The organism is Streptomyces sp. NPDC038707, assembly GCF_040636485.1.
Taxonomy (GTDB): Bacteria; Actinomycetota; Actinomycetes; order Streptomycetales; family Streptomycetaceae; genus Streptomyces.
Map to the genome: position 1 here is coordinate 132658 of NZ_JBEZUP010000002.1, position 21980 is coordinate 154637.

Sequence of the window (21980 nt, forward strand, 5' to 3'; positions counted from 1 at the left end):
CCGCGCCCGACACCCCTACAACTCCGGCGCGCTCACACCCGTACGAGTGAGGGCGTCGACCACGGCGTCCACCACGGCCTCCACATCGGGCACCCAGGGCGCGGCCGAGCCGGGCAGCGGGGCGCGCTCCCAGCGGACGGCGCCCTGGCCGGTCTCGGACGGGGGCAGCGCGAGATAGCCGCCCGTGCCGTGGAAGCGCAGGGAGCCGGGGACGAAGTCCTTGGCGTAGAGCAGTTCGCCGAGTTGCTCCATGGAGTACGGCTTCACCAGCAGCGCCCAGCGGGTGGGCGAGGCGATGACCGGGCCGAGCCGCATGCCGCGCCGGTCGAGCAGGGCGAGGGCGCGGGAGGCCGCGAGGGCCGGCAGGCTGACCGCGCAGGGCGCCCGGCCCCCGGTCGCCAGGATGATCGGGGCGCCCGGCCGGTCGGTCCACCACCAGCGCACCATGCGCGCGTCGGTGGTGGCGGCGAGCAGTCCCGGGTCGAAGGGGTGGGCACCGGGCACCGTGCACTCCGGGTCGGGGCAGGCGCAGCGGGCCCGCCCCTGCGGGTCCGGCGCCACACCGGGGAGTACCGGCCACTGCCATTCCGTCGCGAAGGACAGGGCCGCGCCGATCAGCTCGGGCTTCCCGCCGTTCCGCCTGGACAGGAGCCTGCGTCGCCTTCCGAGGATCTCGCGCATGAGCGCTCGTTCCTTTCCGTTGCACCGCTGGCAACACCGTGGGCTACATCACACCATGTGTCGATCACTTCACTGTGCGTACCTGATGGCGCATCACACCCCGCGCACGGCAGGGAAACCCCAGGGGGTCGAGCGTGGGCCGCGTCCGCGTCCATAGTGCGTCTATCAAAAGCACGGTCGCGGCGCGGGGGTGGCGAAGTCTGGCGTTTTGCCGTCGCGCGTGTTTCTCTCCGCCTCCGCCACGGGAGGATGGGGCTCGGCCGTCGGTGGCTATGACGCCCGGGTCCGTCGCCAGGTTCCGGGTGGCCCCCAACCACCCCTGGCCTTCTCCGAGTACGTACCCATCACGACCGATGTGACGCTCCGTGGAGCAGGGCCAGTCGACCGCAATGCACCGATACCTAAGGCAGTTTTAAGCCAACTTGGCGGTAAGGCAAGGGGTTAGGACAAAACCTCTCCAGCCCCCTGGACACCAGGAATCCCCGCAGGACAATGCTGGACATCCCCTCACGAGTGCGTGTACATGTGGAGACACTGCTAGCGGCGCAGAATGACATGGGGGTTTGCGATGCTTTCCAGCAATACGCGCCGGTCTGGAAGCCGGACGCCATGAACGCCCCGCACCCTCCGAAAGTGGCCGGAATCGATTCAACAGTACCCACGCCCGCCCACACTGCGACGCCTGTCCCACCGGCCTCTGGGACCCCTCAGGTCCCGGGCACCACTCCCGTCCCGGCGCCGAACACCCCCGCCCCCGGCACCCTGCTCCAGGACCGGCTGGCCGGCTGGGTCTCCGATCTGACGACCCTCCACGAACTCACCGAGCGCCTCTCCCGCACCAGCGCGCTCGACGCCGCCCTGCATGAACTGCTGCGCGCCGGCGCCGCCCTGGTCGGCGCCCGCCGCGGCCTGGTCGCCCTGGAGCCCGCCGACGGGCTCGGTCCCCGCACCAGCCTCGGCCTCGGCCTCGGCCGCGCCGACCTCGGTCACCTCGAGACCGTGCCGCGCGCCTCGCTGCCGTACGACACCGGCGGCGGCGCCGAGCTGGTCCATCCCGACCTGCTCGCCGAGGACGGTCTCGACCCGCGCCACCGGGAGGTGGCCGTCCGCCTCGGCTACGCCGCCAGCTACGCCCTGCCCCTCGCCACCGAGTCCGCCGGCCGGCTCGGCGCCGTCGTGTGGTTGTACGACGAACCGAGCGAGCCGCACCCGCGCCGCCGCCACCTCGCCGGGCTGTACGTCCGGCACGCCACCGAGCACCTGGCGCGGCTGCTGGAGGTGGAACGCACCCGCTCGTGCGTGGCGGCCCTCACCGACGGGCTGCTGCCCTCCCGGCTGCCCCGGGTGCCCGGCGTCCGGCTCGCCGCCCGGCACCGCGCGGGCCCGCGCGGCGGCGGCGACTGGTACGACGCGCTGCCGCTGCCGGACGCCGCGCTCGGCCTGTCCGTCGGCTCGGTCACCGGCTCGGGGCCCGGCGCGGTGGCCGCCATGGGCCGGCTGCGCGCCTCCCTGCGCGCGTACGCCGTGATGGAGGGCGAGGACCCGGTCGCCGTCCTGTCCGACCTGGAACTGCTGCTGCGGCTGACCGAGCCCGCCCGCTCGGCCACCGCCCTGTTCGCCTACTGCGAGCCCGCGCTGCGCCGGATCACCCTGGCCGGCGCCGGGCACAGCCCGCCGCTGCTGATCGGCGAGCGGCGCACGGAGTTCGCCGAGACCTCCGTCTCCGCGCCGCTCGGCATGCTCGCCTGCTGGGAGGCGCCCAGCGCCGAGGTGCAGGCGGAGGCCGGGGAGACGGTCCTGCTCTACACCGACGGACTGCTGCACCGTACCGGCGAGCCGATGGACCGCGCCTTCGCCCGGCTGCACGCCGCCGCCGCGGGCGTCCCGCGCGCGCTGCGGCACGACCCGGGGGCCGTCGCCGACCACGTCCTGCGCACGGTCCTGCCGGACGGCCTGGACACGGCCGACAGCGAGGAGGACGTGGTCCTGCTGGCGGCCCGCTTCGACTGACGGGCCCGGCGACGGTTCCGGCCGGCCGGTATGACCGGGCATAACAGGTCATCCGGCCCCGCCCGCTTCCGGTACGACCGTACGATGATGGAGGCCCCGCTCGGCCACAAGCAGGAGCGCACGGGCCCCGGGGGAGATCACTGGCGTATCGAGGAGGATCACGTGTCCGACGAGCTCAACCCGGCTGTGCCCGACACCGCTACCGCGGAGGGCCCGGAGACCGAGCCCGAGGAGCCGGTCAAGCAGCGGAAGAACGGCCTGTACCCGGGCGTCTCCGACGAGCTGGCCGAGAACATGAAGTCCGGCTGGGCCGACACGGAGCTGCGTGACCTGGAGCCGGTCGAGCAGGCCGCGCACACCGCGCGCCGCCGCGCCGCGCTCTCCGCCCGCTTCCCGGGCGAGCGCCTGGTCATCCCGGCGGGCAACCTGAAGACCCGCTCGAACGACACCGAGTACCCCTTCCGCGCCTCCGTCGAGTACGCGTACCTCACCGGCAACCAGACCGAGGACGGCGTCCTGGTCCTGGAGCCCAAGGGCGAGGGCCACGAGGCGACGCTCTACCTCCTGCCCCGCTCGAACCGCGAGAACGGCGAGTTCTGGCTCTCCGGCCAGGGCGAGCTGTGGGTCGGCCGCCGGCACTCCCTCACCGAGTCCGAGGCGCTCTACGGCATCCCGGCCGCCGATGTGCGCGAGCTGGCCGGCAAGCTCCGCGAGGCCACCGGTCCGGTCCGCGTGGTGCGCGGGCACGACGCCGGCATCGAGGCGGCCCTGACCGACAAGGTCACCGCCGAGCGCGACGAGGAACTGCGCGTCTTCCTCTCCGAGATGCGCCTGGTCAAGGACGCGTTCGAGGTCGGCGAGCTGCAGAAGGCCGTCGACTCCACCGTGCGCGGCTTCGAGGACGTGGTGAAGGTCCTCGACAAGGCCGAGGCGACCTCCGAGCGCTACATCGAGGGCACCTTCTTCCTCCGCGCGCGCGTCGAGGGCAACGACATCGGCTACGGCTCCATCTGCGCGGCCGGCCCGCACGCCTGCACCCTGCACTGGGTCCGCAACGACGGCCCGGTCCGCTCCGGCGACCTGCTCCTGCTGGACGCCGGCGTGGAGACGCACACCCTGTACACCGCCGACGTCACGCGCACGCTGCCGGTCGACGGCACGTACAGCGAGATCCAGAAGAAGATCTACGACGCCGTGTACGACGCCCAGGAGGCCGGGATCGCGGCCGTCAGGCCGGGCGCCAAGTTCCGCGACTTCCACGACGCGGCCCAGCGCGTGCTGGCCGAGCGGCTCGTGGAGTGGGGGCTGGTCGAGGGCCCGGTCGAGCGCGTCCTGGAGCTGGGCCTGCAGCGCCGCTGGACCCTGCACGGCACCGGGCACATGCTCGGCATGGACGTCCACGACTGCGCCGCCGCGCGGACCGAGACCTACGTGGACGGCACCCTGGAGCCGGGCATGGTGCTCACCGTCGAACCGGGTCTGTACTTCCAGGCCGACGACCTGACCGTGCCCGAGGAGTACCGGGGCATCGGCGTCCGGATCGAGGACGACATCCTCGTCACGGAGGACGGCAACCGGAACCTCTCGGCGGGGCTGCCGCGCCGCTCCGACGAGGTCGAGGCGTGGATGGCCGCGCTCAAGGGCTGATCCGGCGGCACGGACCCCTCGCGCTCACGCGGTGAGCAGCGAGGGGTCCTTCGTCCATTTGAGGATCTTGTCGAAGCTGACCACCGTCCCGCCCCGGCCGGGCTTCGCCCCGATGTGGACGTGGTCGGTCAGCTCCTGGATCAGACACAGGCCGCGTCCGTGCTCGGCGTCCGCACGGGCCGGCCGGAAGTCCTGGGCGCGGGGCAGGCCGGGCCCGGAATCGGCCACCTCGATACGGCACTTCTCCCCGTCGAGGTACGCCGTCACCCGGTAGGCCTGCGAGGCACCGGGCGCGGCGTCCCCGCCGTGCTCGACGGCGTTCGCACAGGCCTCGGAGAGGGCCACCGACAGGTCGTAGGAGATGTCCGGGTCGACGCCCGCCGTCTCCATCGTGCCGATCAGCAGCCGTCGCGCGAGCGGCACGCTGGCGGCCTCGCGCCGCAGATGGAGTGACCACCAGATGCTCATGCTCCAGCCTCCTGGCCGCGGCTCGACATACCGTTACGTATTGCCGCGCGTGGGCTGCCATAAGCACTCCGTCGGGGTTACCGGGCCCGGATGGCCGATGCGCCGGGGCGGGAATCGGTGTATGGGCCGGTCGAACCGGTGAACGACGGCGGCTCGGCCGACCTGCCGTAGGCGGATGACAGGGGCAGTGGGATGATGAGCCCGCCATGACTGCCCCCCACCCGCGCACGGCGCGTCCCGGAGCCGGGCTCCGGATCCTGCGGGCCGCGGTGTTCGCCGCGGCCTGTGTCGCGCTGGCCGCGGGCGGGCACACCCTGGCCTCCTGCGCGGGCGTGCCGCTGTGGACGCTCGCGGCGGGCTTCGCCGGCTGTCTGCTGCTCGTGGCCCCGCTCACCGGGCGGACCCGCTCGCTGCCGGGCATCGCCGCACTGCTCGCCCTCGGCCAGACCGCGCTGCACACGCTGTTCGGGCTGGGCCAGCACGGGGCCGCGATGGCCGGGCCGGCCGCGGCGACGACCGGCGGGTCCACCGGCCCGGCGCTGCACGACCGGGCGCTGGTGGAGCAGGCCACCCGGCTCCTGTGCGGGTCGACCCCGCCGTCCCTCACCCCCGGGCACGCCTACCGGCTGCTGCTCGACGCCCGGCTGATCGACCGGTCGGGCCGGCCCACGTCGGCCCTGGGCACCATGGAGCACGCCCACGACGCCGCGGGCGCCTCGGCCGGCCTGCTGCCCTCGCTGCCGATGCTGCTCGGCCATGTGCTCGCGGCCGTGGCCGCCGGCTGGCTGCTGCGCCGCGGGGACCTGGCCGTGCTGCGGCTGATCGACCTGTCGGCGCACGGAGCGCACGAGGTCGCCGAGACGGCCCTCGTACGGTCCCTGCGCGCCGCGCTCGCGCTGGCGCGCGCCCTGTGCGCCGGGCTGCTGCCGGACGCCGGGGCCGGCCCTCGCGGCCGCCGCCCCGGCCGGGACGACACCCCGGCCCCGCACACCGCCGTACTCCAGCACACGGTGATCCGGCGCGGCCCGCCCGCCGCCGCCTTCCGCCTCGCCGCCTGACACGACGGGACGACCACCACGACCGGATCCGAGAGAGCCGGACGGGAGGCGCCGCCGTCGTGCGGCACGCGCGCGTGCGCGACCGGTACCGGCCCCCTCTACGAGTGGCACGGTCACGCGCACGCGTACTCCCGATCACCACGGACATCTCACCCGGAGTGGAGTACTCCCTGCCATGAAGGCTTCCCGCATCACCGCCGCCGCCCTCGTCGCCGGCTCGGCCGTCCTCGCCCTGTCCGCCCCCGCGTTCGCGCATGTCACCGTGCAGCCGGAGGGCACCGCGGCCAAGGGCGGCTACGCGGTCGTGGACGTCAAGGTCCCCAACGAGCGCGACGACGCCTCGACCACCAAGGTCGAGATCAGCCTGCCGGCCGACCACCCGATCGCCTCGGTGATGCCGCAGCCGGTGCCCGGCTGGAAGGCCACCGTCACCAAGTCCAAGCTGGACAAGCCGCTGACCATGCACGGCGAGAAGATCAACGAGGCCGTCACCAAGGTCACCTGGACGGCCGACGGCAAGGGCATCGAGCCCGGCTTCTTCCAGAAGTTCCCGCTCTCCCTGGGCGCCCTGCCCGAGGACAGCGACCAACTGGTCTTCAAGGCCCTGCAGACCTACTCCGACAAGGAAGTGGTGCGCTGGATCGAGGTCCCGCAGGAAGGCCAGGACGAGCCGGAGAACCCGGCCCCGGTGCTGAAGCTGACCGCCGCCGACGAGGACGGACACGGCTCGGCGAGCGCCGCCAACGCCACCGGCAAGGCCGGGCAGACCGAGAAGACGGCCGCCGCGGACTCCGGTGACTCCGGTGACTCCGGTGACTCCGGTGACGACACCGACACCACCGCGCGCGTGCTCGGCGTGGCCGGCATCGTCGTCGGCGTCGCGGGCGTGGCCTTCGGCGTCCTCGCCGGCCGCCGCCGCACCGCCGCCTGACCTGATTCCACGGCGCGTACCGGGCGTCGCGCGGGGCCGTCCCCGCACGGCTTCGCGCGACCCCGGTGCGCGCCGGAGTTCACACATCTGGGACATTTTCCTATGCGCAAGAAGACGTTCGCCGCGGCGGCGCTGCTCGCCGCCGCCACCCTGACCCTCTCCGCCTGCGGCAGCGGGAACGACGACAACGCACCGATCGCCGTGGTCTCCGGCGGCTCCGACGCGAACAGGCCCGCCACCGTGCTGGACCAGCCGTTCGACAAGCCGGCCCTGGTCCTCACCGACACCCACGGCAAGAAGTACGACCTCCGTAAGGAGACCAAGGGCCACCCGACCCTCGTCTACTTCGGCTACACCCACTGCCCGGACATCTGCCCGGCCACGATGAGCAACATCGCCGTCGCCAAGAAGGCGCTGCCCAAGGCCGAGCAGGACGACCTGAAGGTCGTGTTCATCACCACCGACCCCGGCCGCGACACCCCCGCCGAGCTGGGCAAGTGGCTCAAGGGCATCGACCCCGCCTTCATCGGCCTGACCGGCGACTTCGCCAAGGTCCAGGCCGGCGCCCGGGCCCTCGGCATCGCCGTGGAGCCGACGAAGAAGGACAAGAACGGCAAGCTCGTCTCCATGCACGGCACCCAGGTCGTCGCCTTCTCCCCGAAGACCGACGCCGGCTACGTCCTCTACGGCGAGAACGCCTCGGCCGACGACTACACCAGGGACCTGCCCAAGCTCGTCGAGGGAGCCAACCCGTGAGGCGCGGCGCCGTCCTGGCCGCCGGCGCGCTCGCCTCCGCGCTGGCGCTCACCGGCTGTTCGGACTCGGCGCGCGCGGACGCGGGGACGGCGGACCTGTCCGTCAGCTCCCCCTACATGCCCCAGCCGGTCTCCGCCGACATGGCCGCCGGGTTCCTGACGATCACCAACGAGGGCGGGGCCGGCGACGAGCTGACCTCGGTCAGCAGCGATGTCGCCGGGCAGGTCACCATGCACAGCACCGACGGCGGGGCCATGGCGGAGGAGTCCTCCTTCGGCATACCGGCGCACGGCCGGCTGGTGTTCCGCAGCGGGGGCAACCACCTGATGTTCGAGCGGCTGAAGCGGGCACCGAAGCAGGGCCAGACGGTCACCGTGAAGCTCACGTTCGCCAAGTCCGGGCCGCTCACCGTCGAGATGCCGGTGAAGTCCGCGACGTACAACCCGTCGACCGGCCACTGAGGGAGGGACCACCGTGACCCGGACCACCGCCCCCCGTCTGCGGACGCTGCTGCTGCTCCTGCTCGCCGTCACCGGCGCGCTGCTGGCGGGCGCCTCGCCCGCCTCCGCCCACGCGGCGCTGACCGGCAGCGACCCCGCGCAGGGGGTGGTGGCCGGCCGGGCGCCCACCCAGGTGTCGCTCACCTTCTCCGAGAAGGTGGCCATGGGCGACGACTCCGTGCGCGTCCTCGACCCCCGGGGCACGCCGGTGCAGACGGGCGCGCCCGCCCACGTGAGCGGGACGACGTACGCAGTGAAACTCAAGAACGGCCTGGCCAAGGGCACCTACACCGTCACCTACCAGGTGGTCTCGGCGGACAGCCACCCCGTCGCCGGCGCCTACACCTTCTCCGTCGGCGCGCCCTCGCCCACCGTCGTGGCCGGCACCGCGCCGGCCGCGGGCGGCGGGGCCGTGGGCGGGCTCTACGCGGTCGGCCGGTATGTGTCGTACGCCGGTTTCCTCGTGCTCGTCGGCGGCGCGGCCTTCGTGCTCGCCTGCTGGCAGCGCGGCGCCGGGGTGCGGGCCGTGCAGCGGCTCGTCGTCGGCGGCTGGATCGCGCTGACGGCGGCCACCCTGTGGCTGCTGCTCCTGCGCGGCTCGTACACCACCTCCGGGAAGTTCGCCGACGTCTTCGACCTCGATCTGCTCGGCCAGGTGCTCCAGACCAAGACCGGGGCCGCGCTGGTCTCCCGGCTGCTGCTGCTCGCCGCCGCCGCGCTGTTCGTCGCCGTCCTCTTCGGCACCTACACCCGGCGTACGGACCTCACCGAGAAGCGCGACCTGACCTTCGGGCTCGCGGTCGGCGGGGTGGTCGTCGCGGCGGGGCTCGCCACCAGCTGGGCCATGGCCGAGCACGCCTCCACCGGGCTCCAGCCGGGCCTGGCCATGCCGGTGGACGTCGTCCACCTGCTGGCCGTCGCCGCCTGGCTGGGCGGGCTCACCGCCCTGCTGACCGCGCTGTACCGGGCACCGGCCGAGCAGCCGGTCGAGGCCGCCGCCGTCCGGCGCTTCTCCCGGCTGGCCTTCGGCTCGGTCCTCGCGCTCGTCGCCACCGGCGTCTACCAGTCCTGGCGGCAGCTCGGCTCCTGGTCGGCGTTCACCGGGACCCGGTACGGGCAGCTGCTGCTGGCCAAGATCGCCCTGGTGGTGGTGCTGGTCGGCATCGCGGGCCTGTCCCGGCGGTGGACGGGACGGCTCACCGACGGGACGGCGGATGCCGGACAGGAGCGGCAGAAGACGGAGGCCCTGGCCGCCGGCACCGAGCGCGAGCGGCGGACGGAGCAGGCCACGGCCGCCGATGCCGGGCAGTCCGAGTCCGTCCCGGCCCGGGAGGAACGGGTCGCGGGCGCGGACGTCCGGGAGCGGGTCTCCGCGACCGGCACGGCCCGCGGTGCCGCCGGGGACGGAGACCCCGGCGGCACGGGCGGAGACCCCGGCGGCACGGGCGGAGACCCTGGTGACGCCCGGCGGGCCGCCCAGCTCGCCCGGCAGCGCGCGGCCGTCGACGCCGCCCGGCAGAAGCGGCTGCGCGACGCCGACGAGAACCGCTTCGGACTGCGCCGCTCGGTACTCGCCGAGGCCGGTGTCGCCCTCGTCCTGCTCGCCGTCACCACCGCGCTGACCCAGACCGAGCCGGGCCGCACCGAGCAGGAGGCCAAGGCCGCCACCTCGTCCCCGGCCGGCTCCGGCACCTCGGCGGCCTCCGGCACGCTCACCCTGGACATGCCGTTCGACACCGGCGGCGCCGACGGCAAGGGCGTCGTCCGTGTCGGCCTCGACCCCGCGCGCGTCGGCGGCAATGAGATGCACCTCTACGTCCAGCGCCCCAATGGCCGGGCCTTCGACGTCCCGGAGGTGAAGGTCTCCTTCACCCTGGAGGCGCAGAAGATCGGCCCGCTGCCCGTGAACCCCGACCACATCACCACCGGCCACTGGTCGGCGAGCGGGGTGCAGCTCCCCGTGGCCGGCGACTGGAAGATCGCCGTCACGGTCCGCACCTCCGACATCGACCAGGCCACCGTCTCCAAGAACGCGCAGATCGGCTGAACCCCACCATGCCCGACCAGTCCCTCTCCCAGGTCCGTACCCCCGACACCCCGGCGGCGGAGCCCGGCACCCGCGCGAGCGGCGTCTCCCGGCGCGCCCTGCTCGGCACCGCAGGCGCCACCGGGCTCGTGCTCGGCGCGGCCGGCGGGGCCGTGGGCTATGCCGCCGCGCCCGCCGGGGCCACCCCGCTGACCGCGCTCGGTTCCGGCCGGGCGATGTTTCACGGGAAACATCAGCCCGGCATCACCGAGGGACTCCAGGCGCGCGGCCATCTCGTCGCCTTCGACCTGGCACCGGGCGCGGGCCGCAAGGAGGCGGCGGCCCTGCTGCGCCGCTGGTCGATGACGGCCGAGCGGCTGATGGCGGGCGAGCCGGCCCCGCACGGCGACACCGATGTGGCGCGGGACGCGGGCCCGTCCTCGCTGACCGTCACCTTCGGCTTCGGGCACGGCTTCTTCGGGAAGACCGGGCTGGAGAAGCAGCGGCCGAGCGCGCTGGACCCACTGCCGGACTTCTCCTCCGACCGGCTCGACAAGTCCCGCAGCGACGGCGACCTGTGGGTGCAGATCGGGGCGGACGACGCCCTGGTGGCCTTTCACGCGCTGCGCGCGATCCAGAAGGACACCGGGTCGGCCGCGCGGGTGCGCTGGCAGATGAACGGGTTCAACCGCAGCCCGGGGGCCACCGCCCACCCCATGACGGCCCGCAACCTCATGGGCCAGCTCGACGGCACCGGCAATCCGAAGCCGTCCGACGCCGACTTCGAGAAACGGGTCTTCGTGCCCGCCTCGGGCGAGCCGGCGTGGATGGCGAACGGCTCCTACGCCGTCGTCCGCCGCATCCGCATGCTCCTGGACGACTGGGAGAAGCTGTCGACCACGGCCCAGGAGCAGGTCATCGGGCGCCGCAAGGCCAACGGAGCGCCGCTGTCCGGCGGCGACGAGACGACCCCGATGGACCTGGAGAAGGCGGACGCCAAGGGCGACTACCTGGTCCCGCTCAACGCGCACGCCCGCATCACCCGGCCGGACCGGAACGGCGGCGCGGCCATGCTGCGGCGGCCCTTCTCCTACCACGACGGCATCGACGCGGACGGCACCCCGGACGCCGGTCTCCTCTTCATCTGCTGGCAGGCCGATCCGCTGCGCGGCTTCGTCCCGGTGCAGCGCAAGCTCGACCGGGGCGACGCGCTGTCGTCGTTCATCCGGCACGAGGCGAGCGGCCTGTTCGCGGTGCCGGGCGGGGCGGCAAAGGGCGAGTACGTCGGTCAGCGGCTGCTCGAAGGATGACGACGCCTGTCCGGGGAACGGCAACCCCGTTCGAGGAACGGAAACTCCGTTCGAGCAACGGCACCGGCTGCTCGAGGAGCGGCAACGGCCGCTTGAGGGATGAACCGGGCTCAAACCACCCGGTCGAGTGGCATTCCTGAGACACCTGTCTCGGGCGCCTCTACGGCCATTAGGGTGAGGACCATGCCAGCGAGCTATGCCTATCTCGGCCCGGAGGGCACCTTCACGGAGGTCGCCCTGCGCACGCTTCCGGAGGCGGCCACCCGGGAGCTGATCCCGTACGTCTCGGTGCAGTCCGCGCTGGACGCGGTCCGGACCGGCGAGGCCGAGGCCGCGTTCGTGCCGATCGAGAACTCCGTCGAGGGCGGCATCACCACCACCCTGGACGAGCTGGTCGCGGGCGAACCACTGATGATCTACCGCGAAGTGCTGCTGTCGATCACCTTCGCGCTGCTGGTCCGGCCCGGCACGCAGCTCTCGGACATCAAGACGGTGTCCGCCCACCCGGCGGCCCAGCCGCAGGTGCGCAACTGGCTGCGCGCCCACCTCCCGGACGCGGTCTGGGAATCGGCGGCCTCGAACGCGGACGCCGCCCGCCTGGTCCAGGAGGGCCGCTACGACGCCGCCTTCGCGGGCGAGTTCGCCGCCGCCCGGTACGGTCTGGAGGCGCTGGAGTCCGGGATCCACGACGCGGAGAACGCGCAGACCCGGTTCGTGCTGGTCGGCCGTCCGGCCCGGCCCGCCGCGCCCACCGGTGCCGACAAGACCTCGGTGGTGCTGTGGCAGCGGGACGACCACCCCGGTGCGCTGCGCGACCTGCTCGGCGAGTTCGCCTCGCGCGGCATCAACCTGATGCTGCTCCAGTCCCGGCCGACCGGCGAGGGCATCGGCAACTACTGCTTCTGCATCGACGCCGAGGGCCACATCGCCGACCGGCGGATGGCGGAGGCGCTGATGGGACTGCGGCGGATCTGCCTCCAGGTGCGCTTCCTCGGTTCCTATCCGCGCGCGGACATCGCACCGGGCGAGGCCCGGCCGACCCCGCCGGGAACGTCGGACGAGGAGTTCATGTCGGCGGCGGACTGGGTGGCGCGCTGCCAGGACGGCCGGTTCTGACCGGTCATACGGCCTGACGAACGTTATCCACAGAAGTTATCCACAGGTGCCCTTCTCGACCTGGGGACAAGTCGACAGGGCGCGGGCACAGGGTCGACAAATCGCCCTGTATCCCCGAGCCGGGGCCACCGCCCTCCAGCTCGCCCTTCGTCCACCTGTTTCCTGCGGTTCATCTTTTGGGGCGACCGTTTTCCACCCGAAAGTGGACGTCGACGACGTTTGGCCCAGGAATTCCTCGCCCGGACGCAACTTTCCCCAGTGATCAATTCCGAAGTCCACAGACCTTCCCCACAGCCTGTGGATAACTCTTGGCAGGGTGTGGATTTCTGTGGACAACCGGCTCGCCAAATCCCCTTCTCCACAAGGGAGTCGAGTCAACCGGGCGCCCGGGACCTGCTCCGTCCCAGGGAGTGAGACACTTTCACCTTGACCTGCGGCGGGCGAGAGGGAACACCCCGCGCAATTACCGCATAACGGAACGTACGCCGCGAATGCGAACTCACCGTAATAGTGATTCGTGAGCCGCGACCCGGCACCGGTAGCCTTGGCCGCGTGATTGACCTTCGCCTGCTTCGTGAGGACCCCGACCGTGTGCGCGCGTCCCAGCGCGCCCGTGGAGAGGACGTCGCGCTCGTCGACTCCCTCCTGTCTGCCGACGAGCGGCGCAGGTCCTCCGGCGTCCGCTTCGACGAGCTGCGCGCCGAGCAGAAGCAGCTCGGCAAGCTGATCCCCAAGGCCGCCGGTGAGGAGAAGGCCGAGCTGCTCAAGCGGGCCGAACAGCTGAAGGCCGACGTCAAGGCCGCCGACGCCGAGCGCGACGCGGCCGACGCCGAGACCCAGGAACTGCTGCTCCGCCTCGGCAACCTCGTCCACCCCGACGTGCCCGTCGGCGGCGAGGAGGACTTCGTCACGCTGGAGACGCACGGCACGATCCGCGACTTCGGTGCCGAGGGCTTCGAGCCCAAGGACCACCTGGAGCTGGGCCAGCTGCTCGGCGCGATCGACGTCGAGCGCGGCGCCAAGGTCTCCGGCTCCCGCTTCTACTTCCTCACCGGCGTCGGCGCCCTGCTGGAGCTGGCCCTGGTGAACGCGGCGATCGCGCAGGCGACCGCGGCCGGCTTCACCCCGATGCTCACCCCGGCGCTGGTCCGCCCGCAGTCCATGGCCGGCACCGGCTTCCTCGGCCAGGCCGCCCAGGACGTCTACCACCTCGACAAGGACGACCTGTACCTGGTCGGCACCTCCGAGGTCCCGCTGGCGGCCTACCACATGGACGAGATCATCGACGCCGACCGGCTGCCGCTGCGCTACGCGGGCTTCTCCCCGTGCTTCCGCCGCGAGGCCGGCTCGCACGGCAAGGACACCCGGGGCATCTTCCGCGTGCACCAGTTCGACAAGGTCGAGATGTTCTCGTACGTCGCCCCCGAGGACTCCCAGGCCGAGCACCAGCGCCTGCTCGAGTGGGAGAAGCAGTGGCTGACCTCGCTGGAGCTGCCGTTCCGGGTCATCGACGTCGCCTCCGCCGACCTCGGCTCCTCGGCCGCCCGCAAGTTCGACTGCGAGGCGTGGATCCCGACCCAGGGCAAGTACCGCGAGCTGACCTCGACCTCGGACTGCACCGAGTTCCAATCCCGCCGGCTGTCCATCCGGGTCCGCGACGGCAAGCAGGTCAAGCCGCTGGCCACGCTCAACGGCACGCTGTGCGCCGTACCGCGCACCATCGTGGCGATCCTGGAGAACCACCAGCAGGCCGACGGCTCGGTCCGCGTGCCCGAGGTGCTGCGCCCGTACCTGGGCGGCCGTGAGGTCCTGGAGCCGGTGTCCCGGTGAGCTTCCCGTACGGGCTCATCGCCACCGACCTCGACGGGACGCTGCTGCGCTCCGACGAGTCGGTCTCGCAGCGCACCCGTGACGCGCTCGCCGCGGCCACCGCGGCGGGCGCGGCCCACATCGTCGTCACCGGCCGCGCCGTCCCGTGGACCCGGCACATCCTGGACGACCTCGGCTACGACGGTCTCGCCGTCTGCGGCCAGGGCGCCCAGGTGTACGACGCCGGCGCGCACCGCCTGCTGACCTCGGTCACCCTGGACCGGCAGCTGGCGGGCGTGGCCCTGGCCAAGATCGAGGCCGAGGTGGGCCCGCTGTACCTGGCGGCCAGCCGGGACGGCCTGGACGGCGAGGTGCTGGTCGGCCCGGGCTACGCGGTCACGGGACGGCTCCCCGGCACCCCGTTCACGGACGTCTCCGATCTGTGGGCGGCCCCGCTCAACAAGATCTACATACAGCATCCGACGCTGAGCGACGACGAGCTGGCGGAGGCGGCCCGGCAGGCGGCCGGCGGTTTCGTCACGGTGGCCATGGCGGGCGCGGGCGTCGTCGAACTGCTTCCGCTCGGCCTGTCCAAGGCCACGGGCCTCTCGCTGGCGGCCCGCCGGCTGGGCCTGAAGGCCGCCGACACGATCGCCTTCGGCGACATGCCCAACGACATCCCGATGTTCGCCTGGGCGTCCCGGGGCGTGGCCATGGCCGACGCCCACCCGGAGCTGAAGGCGGTGGCCGACGAGATCACCGCCTCCCACGAGGAGGACGGCATCGCGGTGGTCCTGGAACGCCTGCTGGTGTAACCAGCCAAGTGCCGGCTCCGCCGCGTGGGCCCGACGGGCCACACCGAACCCGCACCAGGCAGCGAACCCGGTCAACGCGGCCGACCCAGCGGCAGCGAATCGCGGAGGATGCACGGATCGAACGTGCGCGGGCTTTCCAGCCCGACCACGGCTCAGCAAGCCGGTGCCTTGCCACTCGGCCAATCCTCCGGGTGGGCGGCCTCACGCGAGCGTGGTGCTCACGTGCTCGAAGCGGCCGCCCCGGGCGGTTCCCTGGCTCCACGGAGCGGTGGCGACTACTCCGGAGCCGGCCTCGGGCCGCCCTGACGGGAGCCGGGCGTACTGCCGTGCATGGACATCGCCCGCCTCCACTCCCGGTATGTGACGCCGGGACGATCCCGGCGGTCGGGGCACGACCACTGTGCCCCGCCGCCGCATCGGACGCCATCGAATAAACGGTGCGCGGAGGCGAGCCGTCGTACAGGGAAACCAGGACCGCGTCACTCCTCGCCGGCGAGCGTCAGCGACCGCAGCTTCTGGCCGGCGTACCAGGTGGCCAGGACGGTGACCGCCACCAGCAGCACGGTGGCCGTCGGCAGGCCCACGTCGGAGGTCACCAGCGGCCCGTCGGCGACCTTGTGGGCGACGGCCAGCGACCACTGCTGGACGCTCAGCGTGCGCGCGCCCGGCACCAGGGAGCCGAACAGCGCCTCCCAGACCAGGGCGTAGACGAGCCCGAACACCACCGCGTGCCGGGAGACCGTGCCCAGCAGGAGGAACAGCGCGGAGTAGGCGATGGAGGAGACCAGCGCGGCGACCGTGTAGGCGACGGCGACCTGCTGGCCGTTGCCGTTCAGGATCAGGCCCGCGATCAGGGTCGGCACGGCCGAGAAGACCATGGTCACGGCGATGGCGACGATGAGCTTGGTGAAGATGATCGCGGGCCGCTTGAGCGGCTTGGACAGCAGATAGACGACGGAGCCGTCGTCGATCTCCGGGCCGATCGCGCCCGTGCCCGCGATGACACCGATGATCGGCACCATGGTGGCGAGCGCGAAGCCGCCGAGGACGTCGGACGCGGTCTGGTCGTCGGCCCCGGTGAGGGCGCGCACGACCACGGAGATCACGATCAGCAGCAGCGGGAGCGCGCCGAGGATGAGGGCACGGCGACGGCCGAGCAGTGCCCGGTAGGTGAGCCGGGCCACGGTGGGGTCGTACATCTTCGGCCTCCTACGCCGTGACCAGATACGAGAAGACGGACTCCAGGGACTCGTCGGACGGCGAGACCGTGAACAGCCGGATGCCGTGGTCCTTCGCGACCTTCGGCAGCAGGGCGGTGAAGCGGCCGAAGTCGACGGCCTGGATGCGCAGGGCGCCCTCGGCGTGGTCGACCTCGATGCCGGCCGTGGAGGGGTCGGCGATCAGCGCCGCCGCGAGGGCGCGGTCGTCGCTGGAGCGCACCAGGTAGCGGTGCGGGCGGTCGGTCATCAGGCGGCGGATGCGGCGGAAGTCGCCGCTGGCCGCGTGCCGTCCGGCGACGACGACCTCGATGTGCCGGGCGAGCTGCTCGACCTCTTCGAGGATGTGCGAGGAGAACAGCACCGTGCGGCCCTCGTCGCCCATCCTGCGCAGCAGGTCCATCAGCTGCATGCGCTGGCGCGGGTCCATGCCGTTGAACGGCTCGTCCAGCAGGAGCAGCGACGGGTCGTGCACCAGGGCGCTCGCCATCTTCACGCGCTGCCGCATGCCCTTGGAGTACGTGGCGATCTTCCGGTCCTGCGCGTACTCCATCTCCACCGTGGCCAGGGCACGCTGGGCGGCCTTGGCGTCGAGGCCGTGCAGTTCGGCGTTGGCGACGACGAACTCGCGGCCGGTGAGGAAGTCGTACATCGCCTCGCGCTCGGGGACGATGCCGATGTGCCGGTAGATGGCCTCGTTGCGCCACACCGGCTGACCGTCGAGGGTGACCGTGCCGGTGGAGGGGGCGAGGAAACCGCCCATCATGTTGATCAAGGTGGACTTCCCGGCGCCGTTGGGGCCGAGCAGCCCGGTGACGCCGGGGCCGATGGTCATGGTGATGTCGTTGACGGCGACCACGTTGCCGAACCAGCGGGAGACGTGGTCGATGTTCAGCGTGGTCACAGTCCGGCCTTCCGGTAGCGGCGGATCAGGAGGCCGTAGCAGGCGGCGATGAGGCCCAGGACGAACAGGACGTGGACCACGCCCTGGCCGCCGGAGGGGCCGGTGCCCCCCGGATAGGCGGAGGTGCCGCCCAGGAACGCGGACTGCACCCCGTCGATCAGCGTGATCGGCGAGAACAGCCCGAGCCACGGCACGGCGGAGCCGCTGCCCTGGGTGTCGGCGATGGCCTGGAGGGTGGAGACCGCGCCGTAGGAGATGGTCAGGACGGCGATCACGGCGGCGATGCCGAAGCCACGGCGCGGGGTGAAGGCCGCGATGACCAGGCCGATGCCGGCGAAGAGCAGCGAGAGCAGGGCCACGGAGACCAGTCCCTGGGCGAATTCCTTGGTCTGATGGGCGAAGTCCATCTTGGACAGCAGCGCGCCCACGTACATCACCAGCAGCGGGGCGCCGGTGAGGATGAACAGGGCGGAGGCGAGCGCGGCGAACTTGGCGCGGACGTAGTCGGCGGTCTCGATGGGCCGCGAGAAGTACAGCGGCACGGTCTTGAAGCGCAGATCCCGGGAGACCGCCTGGGGTGCCTGCGAGGCGACGTACAGGCTGATCACGGCCTGGGTGACGATCGCGTACCGGGTGTAGGACACCGGCAGTTCGTGCGCCTTGGTGACGACGGCGACGGCCACCATGATGGCGGCCGGGACGCACATCACCGCGAACAGCAGCATGGGCAGCACCTTGGACTTCGCCGAGCGGCCGAGGCCGTAGGCGCCGCGCAGGGACTGCGAGTAGAGCGAGCGACGGGCGTAGGAGCGGCCGAGGCGGGGGCCGTCGTAGCCGCGGTAGCCGATGTCGTGGATGCGGCTCCGGTCGCCGGAGGGCGTGGTCAGGGGATGCTCAACCGCCATGGCCGACGGCCTCCTTCCGCTGTTCGTCGCTGCTGGTGAAGACCTCGGAGATGTGGTGCCGGCGCTGTTCCATGCGCACCAGGCCGAGGCCGAGGCCGGCGACCACGTCCCGGACCAGGTCGTAGGTGTCCTCGCCGGTGGCGGTCAGCAGCAGGATGTGCCCGGCGCCGGGGAGCCCGCCGGCCTCCGCGTGGGTGTCGACACCGCGCGCGTGCAGCGCCTCGCGGACCGCGTGGGTGCCGTCGGGGTGGGCGTCGCTGTCGGTGACCTCGATCGCGAGGGTCGTCGTGGTCTGGGTGAAGTCGGTGGTGGAGCTGGAGCGCAGCAGCTTGCCGCCGTCGATGACGACGACGTGGTCGCAGGTGCGCTCCAGCTCGCCCAGCAGGTGCGAGGTGACCAGGACCGAGATGCCGAAGTCGCTGTGGATCCGGCGGATCAGGCCGAGCATCTCGTCGCGGCCGACCGGGTCGAGTCCGTTGGTCGGCTCGTCCAGGAAGACCAGCTGCGGGTCGTGCACCAGGGCCTGGGCGAGCTTCACGCGCTGCTTCATGCCGGTGGAGTAGCCGCCGATGGGGCGGTAGCGCTCCTCGTACAGCCCCACGTGGCGCAGGGTGTCGGCGGTGCGCTCGCGCGCCGCGGTGGGCGGCAGGCCGGACATGCGCGCCATGTGGACGACGAACTCGGTGGCCGAGACGTCCGGCGGGAGGCAGTCGTGCTCCGGCATGTACCCGACGCGCTCGCGGATGGCGGCGCCCTTGGCGGCGACGTCGAGGCCGAGCACCTCGGCCCGGCCCTCCGTGGCGGGGGACAGCCCCAGCAGGATCTTGATCAGGGTGGACTTGCCGGCGCCGTTGGCCCCGACGAGTCCGGTCACACCGGGTCCGATGTCCACGGACAGCCGGTCGAGCGCGGTCACCCGGGGGAACCGCTTGCTCAGGCTTTCGGTCGCGATCACAGTCACGTCTTCGACAGTAGTGATCCGGACCACGTCCGTCGTCAGACCACAGAGCCGTTTGCTCGTCCGCCCCAGGTATTACGGGACCCTAAGGGTCGCCCACCCAGGGGCGGGCACGGGCGCGGCGGACGGCCGGTGTCCCCCGCCGTCGATCCGGCCTATTGACGCCGCCTCTAACAAGTGCCAGATTCGCGTGTGTCAAGTTACGGACGCGTAGCGCGCTCGACGGGACGGGGCGGCATGACGACGGCAGTGAGCAGCGGACCCTCCGCGGACCTGCGGGGATTCAAACGGGTGCAGCGCCTGGCCTACGAATGCGCGGAGGCGGTCGCGGCCCGGCTCGCACCGGGCGTGACGGAGCGTGAGGCGGCGCGGATGCAGCGGGAGTGGCTGCGCGAGCGCGGGGTGCGGGACTGGTTCCACCTGCCCTTCGCCTGGTTCGGCGACCGCACGGCCTTCGCGGACTTCCGCGTCCCGCTCCAGTTCTTCCCCACCGACCGCGCCCTGGAGCCGGGGATGCCCTTCATCCTGGACCTGGCGCCGGTGTACGAGGGATATCCGGCGGACGTCGGCTACTCCGGATCGCTGGGCGTGAACCCGGTGCAGGACCGGCTGATGGCCGATCTGGAGGCGCACCGGGAGCTGATCCTGCTCGAGGTGCGCGAGCGGCGCCCGCTGCGGGAGATCTACCAGGACGTGGACCGGCTGATGGTCCGCCAGGGTTACGCCAACCGGCACCGCGCCTACCCCTTCGGGGTGATCGCCCACAAGGTGGACCGGGTGCGGCCGCGCCGCTGGTCCCCCCATCTGTTCGGATTCGGCACCCAGTCCCTGCGGGGCCTGGTCTCCGACGCGCTGCACGGCCACCGCGAGGGCTGGTCGCCGCTGTGGTCGCCGTACCGCTTCTCGGACCACCCGCCGCGGCCCGGCCTGTGGGCGGTCGAACCGCATCTCGGCTTCCGGGGCACGGGCGCGAAGTTCGAGGAGATCCTGGTGGTCACCGACTCCCGGGACGCCGAGGAGAGCGCGTTCTGGCTGGATGACGATCTGCCGCACGTGCGGCGCTGGGCGAAGGAGAAGTGACCGTGGAGGGTGCACGCGAGCGCCGGGTGCGCACGGGCGGGGTCGAGCTGTGCGTCGCCGAGCTGGGCGACCCGGCACAGCCGACCGTCGTGCTGGTGCACGGTTACCCGGACAGCAAGGAGGTCTGGTCCGAGGTCGCCGTCCGGCTGGCCGACCGCTTCCACGTGGTGCTCTACGACGTCCGGGGCCACGGCCGCTCCACCGCGCCGAAGCCCCTGCGCGGCGGCTTCACGCTCGCCAAGCTCACCGACGACTTCCTGGCCGTCGTGGACGCGGTCAGCCCGGACCGGCCGGTGCACCTCGTCGGGCACGACTGGGGCTCGGTGCAGTCCTGGGAGTTCGTCACCGTCGGCCGCGCGGAGGGCCGTATCGCCTCGTTCACCTCGATCTCCGGGCCGTCCCTCGACCACTTCGGGCAGTGGATCGACGCGCGCGTGAAGCGTCCGACGCCCCGGCGGGTGGGCCAGCTGCTCGGCCAGGGCGCCAGGTCCTGGTACGTGTACCTGCTGCACACCCCGGCCCTGCCGGAACTGGCCTGGCGCGGCCCGCTCGGCAAGCGCTGGCCCGGGATCCTGGAGCGGGCCGAACGGGTGCCGGCCGGTGACTACCCGACCGCCTCCCTCCCCTCGGACGCGGCGCACGGCGCCTGGCTCTACCGGGACAACGTCCGCGCCCGGCTGCGCAGGCCTCGTCCCGACGCTTACGCCCACGCGCCCGTGCAGCTCATCACACCCCAGGGAGACGTGTTCCTCTCGCAGCGGCTGTACGACGACCTGGACCGGTGGGTGCCCCGGCTGACCCGCCGCGCGCTGCCCGCCGGGCACTGGGTGCCGCGCACCCGTCCCGATCAGCTGTCGGCGTGGATCGAGGAGTTCGTCACCTCCGTGGAGGGCGGCCGGCCCGCCCCGCGGCCCACCGGCCGCCACGCCGAGCGGTTCGCCGGTCAGCTGGTGCTGATCACCGGCGCGGGCAGCGGCATCGGCCGGGCGACGGCGTTCGCGTTCGCGGAGGCCGGCGCGCGGGTGATCGCCGTCGACCGCGACGCCGAGTCAGCGGCCCGCACCGCCGAGCTGTGCCGGCTGGTCGGCGCGCCCGAGGCCTGGGCCGAACCGGCCGACGTCTCCGACGAGCAGGCCATGGAGAAGCTCGCGGAGAAGGTCCACCGCGCGTACGGGGTGCTGGACGTGCTGGTCAACAACGCGGGCATCGGCCTGTCGGGCTCGTTCTTCACCACGACGACCGACGACTGGCGCGCGGTGCTGGACGTGAACCTGTGGGGCGTCATCCACGGCTGCCGGCTTTTCGGGGCCCGCATGGCCGAGCGCGGCCAGGGCGGCCACATCGTCAACACGGCGTCGGCGGCGGCCTACCAGCCCTCGCGCGCGCTGCCGGCCTACAGCACCTCCAAGGCGGCGGTGCTGATGCTCTCCGAGTGCCTGCGCGCCGAGCTGGCCCCGAAGGGCATCGGGGTCACGGCCGTCTGCCCGGGCATCGTCAACACCAACATCACCGCCACGGCCCGCTTCACCGGCGTGGACGAGACCGAAGAGCGCCGCCGCCGGCAGCGGTCCGCCCGCCTGTACGGCCTGCGCAACTACCCGCCGGAGAAGGTGGCCGACGCGATCCTGGACGCGGTCGCCCGGGACAGGCCGGTGGCCCCGGTGACCCCGGAGGCCAAGGGGGCCCACCTGCTGTCCCGGTTCGCCCCGGGGCTGCTGCGGAGGATCGCACGGGTGGAACCGAGGCTGTGAGAAGTGGCCTGTCTGCCGCGGTTGTCCACAGTTCCGCC

At 72.6% G+C, this 21980-nt stretch carries 19 protein-coding genes and 1 tRNA gene; 13 read left to right on the top strand and 7 right to left on the bottom strand.

The window, feature by feature from the left end; genetic code table 11:
- Positions 1-15: 15 nt before the first annotated feature.
- A complete protein-coding gene (locus AB0E62_RS03225; RefSeq protein ID WP_362187243.1) occupies positions 16-681 on the bottom strand; it encodes a bifunctional DNA primase/polymerase in 666 nt (221 codons plus the stop codon).
- Positions 682-1173: 492 nt separating this feature from the next.
- Here AB0E62_RS03225 and AB0E62_RS03230 point away from each other — a divergent pair, with 492 nt between their 5' ends.
- Together AB0E62_RS03230 and AB0E62_RS03235 are read left to right on the top strand one after the other, a co-directional pair.
- The gene (locus AB0E62_RS03230) at positions 1174-2691 is read left to right on the top strand and encodes a SpoIIE family protein phosphatase (RefSeq protein WP_362187246.1); all 1518 of its coding nucleotides are present in this window, start codon (positions 1174-1176) and stop codon (positions 2689-2691) included.
- Between the two features lie 162 nt (positions 2692-2853).
- Entirely contained in the window at positions 2854-4338 is a 1485-nt protein-coding gene (locus tag AB0E62_RS03235) for an aminopeptidase P family protein (RefSeq protein ID WP_362187249.1), read from the top strand.
- Positions 4339-4362: 24 nt separating this feature from the next.
- On the opposite strand, the gene AB0E62_RS03240 is transcribed toward AB0E62_RS03235, so the two are convergent.
- Positions 4363-4806, bottom strand: coding sequence for an ATP-binding protein (locus tag AB0E62_RS03240; RefSeq protein ID WP_362187252.1), 444 nt, complete (start codon positions 4804-4806; stop codon positions 4363-4365).
- Positions 4807-5012: 206 nt separating this feature from the next.
- Here AB0E62_RS03240 and AB0E62_RS03245 point away from each other — a divergent pair, with 206 nt between their 5' ends.
- From AB0E62_RS03245 to AB0E62_RS03285, 9 genes are all read left to right on the top strand, one after another.
- On the top strand, positions 5013-5864 hold the full coding sequence (locus AB0E62_RS03245; protein WP_362187255.1) for a hypothetical protein: 852 nt from the start codon (positions 5013-5015) through the stop codon (positions 5862-5864).
- A 175-nt stretch (positions 5865-6039) separates the two neighbouring features.
- On the top strand, positions 6040-6795 hold the full coding sequence (locus AB0E62_RS03250; protein ID WP_362187258.1) for a YcnI family protein: 756 nt from the start codon (positions 6040-6042) through the stop codon (positions 6793-6795).
- A 102-nt stretch (positions 6796-6897) separates the two neighbouring features.
- Entirely contained in the window at positions 6898-7551 is a 654-nt protein-coding gene (locus AB0E62_RS03255) for an SCO family protein (RefSeq protein WP_362187261.1), read from the top strand.
- A complete protein-coding gene (locus AB0E62_RS03260) occupies positions 7548-8012 on the top strand; it encodes a copper chaperone PCu(A)C (protein ID WP_362187263.1) in 465 nt (154 codons plus the stop codon). The genes AB0E62_RS03255 and AB0E62_RS03260 overlap by 4 nt, the downstream gene beginning before the upstream one ends.
- 13 nt (positions 8013-8025) lie before the next feature.
- Positions 8026-10098 (top strand): copper resistance protein CopC, encoded by a 2073-nt coding sequence (locus tag AB0E62_RS03265; protein ID WP_362187266.1) that lies wholly within the window; start codon positions 8026-8028, stop codon positions 10096-10098.
- Positions 10099-10106: 8 nt separating this feature from the next.
- Positions 10107-11387, top strand: a complete 1281-nt coding sequence (gene efeB, locus AB0E62_RS03270) for an iron uptake transporter deferrochelatase/peroxidase subunit (protein WP_362187269.1) — start codon at positions 10107-10109, stop codon at positions 11385-11387.
- 183 nt (positions 11388-11570) lie between these two features.
- On the top strand, positions 11571-12503 hold the full coding sequence (pheA, locus tag AB0E62_RS03275; RefSeq protein ID WP_362187272.1) for a prephenate dehydratase: 933 nt from the start codon (positions 11571-11573) through the stop codon (positions 12501-12503).
- 552 nt (positions 12504-13055) lie between these two features.
- On the top strand, positions 13056-14333 hold the full coding sequence (serS, locus tag AB0E62_RS03280; RefSeq protein ID WP_362187275.1) for a serine--tRNA ligase: 1278 nt from the start codon (positions 13056-13058) through the stop codon (positions 14331-14333).
- Positions 14330-15127 carry an HAD family hydrolase gene (locus AB0E62_RS03285; RefSeq protein ID WP_362187278.1) on the top strand — a complete coding sequence of 266 codons (798 nt, stop codon included), beginning with the start codon at positions 14330-14332 and terminating at the stop codon, positions 15125-15127. Before serS ends, AB0E62_RS03285 begins: the two co-directional genes overlap by 4 nt.
- A gap of 102 nt (positions 15128-15229) precedes the next feature.
- Here AB0E62_RS03285 and AB0E62_RS03290 read toward each other — a convergent pair.
- The 5 genes from AB0E62_RS03290 to AB0E62_RS03310 form a co-directional block, all read right to left on the bottom strand.
- A tRNA-Ser gene (locus AB0E62_RS03290) sits at positions 15230-15316 on the bottom strand.
- 290 nt (positions 15317-15606) lie between these two features.
- The gene (locus AB0E62_RS03295; RefSeq protein ID WP_362187281.1) at positions 15607-16326 is read right to left on the bottom strand and encodes an ABC transporter permease; all 720 of its coding nucleotides are present in this window, start codon (positions 16324-16326) and stop codon (positions 15607-15609) included.
- 10 nt (positions 16327-16336) lie between these two features.
- A complete protein-coding gene (locus tag AB0E62_RS03300) occupies positions 16337-17248 on the bottom strand; it encodes an ABC transporter ATP-binding protein (protein WP_362187284.1) in 912 nt (303 codons plus the stop codon).
- On the bottom strand, positions 17245-18153 hold the full coding sequence (locus AB0E62_RS03305) for an ABC transporter permease (protein WP_362187287.1): 909 nt from the start codon (positions 18151-18153) through the stop codon (positions 17245-17247). The genes AB0E62_RS03300 and AB0E62_RS03305 overlap by 4 nt, the downstream gene beginning before the upstream one ends.
- The gene (locus AB0E62_RS03310; protein ID WP_362188079.1) at positions 18143-19108 is read right to left on the bottom strand and encodes an ABC transporter ATP-binding protein; all 966 of its coding nucleotides are present in this window, start codon (positions 19106-19108) and stop codon (positions 18143-18145) included. The genes AB0E62_RS03305 and AB0E62_RS03310 overlap by 11 nt, the downstream gene beginning before the upstream one ends.
- Before the next feature lie 240 nt (positions 19109-19348).
- On the opposite strand from AB0E62_RS03310, the gene AB0E62_RS03315 reads away from it, so the two are divergent.
- Positions 19349-20191, top strand: coding sequence for a M24 family metallopeptidase (locus AB0E62_RS03315; RefSeq protein WP_362187290.1), 843 nt, complete (start codon positions 19349-19351; stop codon positions 20189-20191).
- Complete coding sequence (locus tag AB0E62_RS03320) at positions 20188-21942, top strand: SDR family oxidoreductase (protein ID WP_362187293.1); 1755 nt, start codon at positions 20188-20190, stop codon at positions 21940-21942. Before AB0E62_RS03315 ends, AB0E62_RS03320 begins: the two co-directional genes overlap by 4 nt.
- The last annotated feature ends 38 nt before the right edge of the window (positions 21943-21980 follow it).

What these genes read in the sequence shown, in the direction of transcription:
- efeB (WP_362187269.1), top strand. Translation starts at nt 10,107, where the DNA reads ATGCCCGACCAGTCCCTCTCCCAGGTCCGTACCCCCGACACCCCGGCG.
- AB0E62_RS03225 (WP_362187243.1), bottom strand. Translation starts at nt 681, where the DNA reads ATGCGCGAGATCCTCGGAAGGCGACGCAGGCTCCTGTCCAGGCGGAAC.
- AB0E62_RS03315 (WP_362187290.1), top strand. Translation starts at nt 19,349, where the DNA reads ATGACGACGGCAGTGAGCAGCGGACCCTCCGCGGACCTGCGGGGATTC.
- AB0E62_RS03240 (WP_362187252.1), bottom strand. Translation starts at nt 4,806, where the DNA reads ATGAGCATCTGGTGGTCACTCCATCTGCGGCGCGAGGCCGCCAGCGTG.
- pheA (WP_362187272.1), top strand. Translation starts at nt 11,571, where the DNA reads ATGCCAGCGAGCTATGCCTATCTCGGCCCGGAGGGCACCTTCACGGAG.
- AB0E62_RS03230 (WP_362187246.1), top strand. Translation starts at nt 1,174, where the DNA reads ATGCTGGACATCCCCTCACGAGTGCGTGTACATGTGGAGACACTGCTA.
- AB0E62_RS03245 (WP_362187255.1), top strand. Translation starts at nt 5,013, where the DNA reads ATGACTGCCCCCCACCCGCGCACGGCGCGTCCCGGAGCCGGGCTCCGG.
- AB0E62_RS03295 (WP_362187281.1), bottom strand. Translation starts at nt 16,326, where the DNA reads ATGTACGACCCCACCGTGGCCCGGCTCACCTACCGGGCACTGCTCGGC.
- AB0E62_RS03305 (WP_362187287.1), bottom strand. Translation starts at nt 18,153, where the DNA reads ATGGCGGTTGAGCATCCCCTGACCACGCCCTCCGGCGACCGGAGCCGC.
- AB0E62_RS03255 (WP_362187261.1), top strand. Translation starts at nt 6,898, where the DNA reads ATGCGCAAGAAGACGTTCGCCGCGGCGGCGCTGCTCGCCGCCGCCACC.
- AB0E62_RS03250 (WP_362187258.1), top strand. Translation starts at nt 6,040, where the DNA reads ATGAAGGCTTCCCGCATCACCGCCGCCGCCCTCGTCGCCGGCTCGGCC.